General features: G+C 37.5%; 3 protein-coding genes. All 3 read right to left on the reverse strand.

Features of this window, described 5'->3' with window-relative positions; all coding sequences use genetic code 11:
- Positions 1-237: 237 nt before the first annotated feature.
- A complete protein-coding gene (locus GX348_09010; GenBank protein NLP42320.1) occupies positions 238-735 on the reverse strand; it encodes a hypothetical protein in 498 nt (165 codons plus the stop codon).
- Positions 736-1000: 265 nt separating this feature from the next.
- Positions 1001-2962 carry a DUF2075 domain-containing protein gene (locus GX348_09015; protein NLP42321.1) on the reverse strand — a complete coding sequence of 654 codons (1962 nt, stop codon included), beginning with the start codon at positions 2960-2962 and terminating at the stop codon, positions 1001-1003.
- A 396-nt stretch (positions 2963-3358) separates the two neighbouring features.
- On the reverse strand, positions 3359-3726 hold a 368-nt coding region (locus tag GX348_09020; protein NLP42322.1), incomplete at its 5' end, for a 23S rRNA (pseudouridine(1915)-N(3))-methyltransferase RlmH.

The raw sequence follows: 3726 nt of genomic DNA on the forward strand, positions 1-3726 counted from the left end.
AGAAACAAAATATTACATATACCTTTCTCGAATATCGTTCGATATTGAGAAAGGCTTGTTTGCTGTACTTATTTTTCTTTAAACAAAAATTGTGGATAAGGCCTTGACTTTAATTAGCTGGTCTTTGTCCCACGTGTCCCACGTATTCGCTAACTCGGATAGCTTGCAATTAAACGAAACAGCGGACCTGTCCCCCTGTTTCTTAGTTGTATGTTATGCACTCGCGATGTTAACCGTTTAAAGATATTTTTGTTTTACCTCATCTATTATTTGAACTAATATATCAAGACTTTTTCTAACATCATCTTTTACTTGATTATCCAAAGTTTTTAGGTTGCTTATAAGACATTCATGAAAGGAGGAATATCTCTTATTAAAATTATTCATCAGTTTTTCTTTTTCATCATTTTCTTTTATTTTGTTAGCATTATCTCTTAAGTACTTATATTGGTTTTCAAGTTCCGTTACCTTTAAATCCATCCCCACGATAGATTTCCTTAGTTTTTCAACTTGACCTTTTGTCAGTTTTAGCTCATTTTGTATTTTTTGCATTTCTTCCTGTAAGTGTTTGGGATATTTGTTTATTCCGTAATCAATAGGCGTTCTTGGTGTTTTGTATATTATTATTGCATCTGGATGAAATCCACCTTCAAGAATAATATGCCCATTCATTGCTATGCATTGGTATTGTTTGGGTTCAATTACCTTTCTTAACCCCTTCAATTTGCTCTTCAATCTTTTGAATATTATCTACTTCCAGCTTAACCCTTGCATCAACAAGTCTGTACTCCTGGGCTTTCATTGTATCACCCACCTCCCATTTGTACATGTTATTGAGCTATAGGGTTGTCTTATTCCCATAATAGTAAATTATTCGAAGGGCTTATGAGGTTAGGACTGAGTTTATTTTAAAAATTGACTTAACGCAAAATTTCAAGCCGAAAGAAGTCAATATATGATAATCCTCAATACAGTCACGATACCCCCAATGATCAGTAGCTCATATCTCGTTTATTCCAATACTTTTCAGATAATCATATGTCCCATCATAGAAATGCGGTTCTCTTGACTTATCATTCTCATCACCATGAGGTATAAATATAACCATTCCTTGACGCGCGCGAGTTAGTAATACCCTGTAAGCGTTTTTTCGATACAGTACATTTTCTGCTTTATTAATTTTATTCCATTTAGCCCCCACAAAATTGTAATATTGAAATGCTCCATCAATAAATCTAAAATCGGCATCCCAAGCAACCAGCGCCCAATCCAGTTCAAGACCTTGAATATCAAATTCTGTAGCCGCGTCTTCTAGAAAGTAAGACGATCGTATATCATCCTTCCCATTTAAAAACCAATTTTTAGCTTCAATTTTACACTGTGTCCATATACCAAAAGGTTTTAGTCTCATTGACCCAGAGCTAGCAACCACTCCATATCGTTCGCTACCTCTAGCTTTTTCTTTTATCCATGCTTTAGCTTGGGTTATATCCCTGGTTATTGTAATTGGGTACCGCTCATTAAGTGTAGAATACAGTTGCTTTGCCTTTTCTTGATTAACATCCAATATAGCTTTAACTAATTCAGAAACGTGTCCACTTCTAAAAGAACGTAATGAGACAGAGAGATGCAATTCCTCAAGAGGTTCACATTCTAAATCTGAAAGCATCGCTTTTAAGTCGTTGTTATGTGTGTATTCAACGTCCGTAATTTTATTAGATATGTAAACATGCCAGTGCGTAAAACAGCGGCGGAGTGCATCAAACCATTCTGGCAAACCAGCTTCCCCAGTATTGATCTCTTGGCCACCCCCAATAAGGCATATGATGACTGCCCAATCCTGATGCCTATCCATAACACTTATAAGAAATTCGGGCTCTGACATATTGAAATCTGGTTTACCTTTTTTCTTTTGCATAAAACTTGATGTCTGTTCAAGAGTCCATGCGCGTTGGGCCTCGTCGAAAATTACAACCTTTTCAATAGGTGGAGTATCAACTGATAGGGCATCATCACGAAAATGGTGAATTAATTGAATGAATGCCTTGGCTTTCATCAATGCTTCACTCTTTTTTATTTTCTCGATTGAATTATCGACTTGATTCCTAGCAAGTGCTTCCTGTAAAACATCTACTAAAGGACCGTTTCCTGATAAAAATACAGCATGCTCCTCTTCATCAAACCGATGACGCTCATTAGCAATATTTAGTCCTGCCAAAGTTTTACCTGCTCCAGGTACACCAGTAATAAAGCAAATGGCCTTCTCTTTATTTTGTTTTGCTTTTTCAATAACTTTAGTAATTGCGTCAGTCGTTTTACTCAGGTTTAAGTGTCCTGAATCCGATCTCGAAATATCTGTTACGCTATGTCCACGATAAAGTGCTTGAGCAGCTTCGATAATTGTCGGTGTAGGCATATAAATAGAGTTTTCCCATTGCTCTATAGCAATAGCCTTATCTTTATACAGGCAACAAACATTTTGGATGATTTCCGATAGATCGTCACCGTTACTGAACATAGGCTTTATTATGCCATCAGAATATTGGCTAATATAGTTTTCCTTTCTCTCAGCCCGCGTTGCTACTACAATAGGAATAATGATTTTATCATGGCTTTCCTTATGAAAGTTTTTTAGATCTAATGCATAGTCCATCACTTGCTCAACAGCATAATTATGATAAACGCTGTCTCCAACTTTAAATTCCAGCAAAAAAACAAGCCCGTTTGTTATAAAAATGTTATCAAGTCGTTTTCCAACACGTGGAATAGTATACTCAAATATAATACTCCCCTCAGAAAAAGAAGAAAGCTGCGTTCTTAAGAGACGTATTTGATACAGCCATGCATTTTTTTGCGTGTCATCAAGTCCATACTGATTGTTTCGAGAAAGTTCTCCTAATATTTCATTTTCGGTTTGCGCTAAAAATATACCTATAGATGCTGAATAGTAATATCTAGTCATAAAATACTCCTAATTTACCTTTTTACACTTACTTAGAATGCCTATAGCCTTGATACTTAAAAAAATACACTAATTTCACAGAGATAATATGTGTTATATTTCAACGTAATATTAGTCATTCTCAGGTCTTACACAAACAGCATTTCGACTACTTCCCTCATGCCTAATAGCTTGTTTCCACAATAATTATTCAAGTCCTTCATTCCAAAAAAGTCACGCACTGAACGATCAATATCTTTTTGAGGGCAATACCTAAAGAAAGATCCGCGTACATCTTCCTTACCCCTTCACCAAATTTACAGGTCAATCAGGGCAACCATCATATTCCGCCCAGAAACCACAAAAAAAGAAGCCCTCAAGCCCCGATTTCTCAAGACTTGAGAGCATCTTTCGCCATTACCAATGATACGGTTCCCCCCGATTAATCTTGAAAGCCCGGTAGATTTGTTCTACCAGCAGCAGTCTAATCATCTGGTGGGTGAAGGTCATTTTTGAAAATGACAAGCGTTCATTTGCGGCTTTAATTAGGTTTTGCGATAGGCCGAAGGCGCCGCCGATTATGAAGGTTAGGTCGCTTTTGCCGGAGAGGCCTAGATTACTGATTTTTTCTGCAAGTTCTTCCGAGGAGGCCAGTTTGCCGGCTACGTCGAGGACTATGACGTAGCTGTCAGGGCGGATTTGTTTTAGGAGGCGCTCGGCTTCTTTGTCGAGCGCTTTTGTTTTTTCGGCCTCCGAGGGGTTGTCCGGCATGCGTTCTTCGTCTA

The sequence above is a fragment of the Veillonellaceae bacterium genome, assembly GCA_012523975.1.
Lineage (GTDB): Bacteria > Bacillota > Negativicutes > JAAYSF01 > JAAYSF01 > JAAYSF01.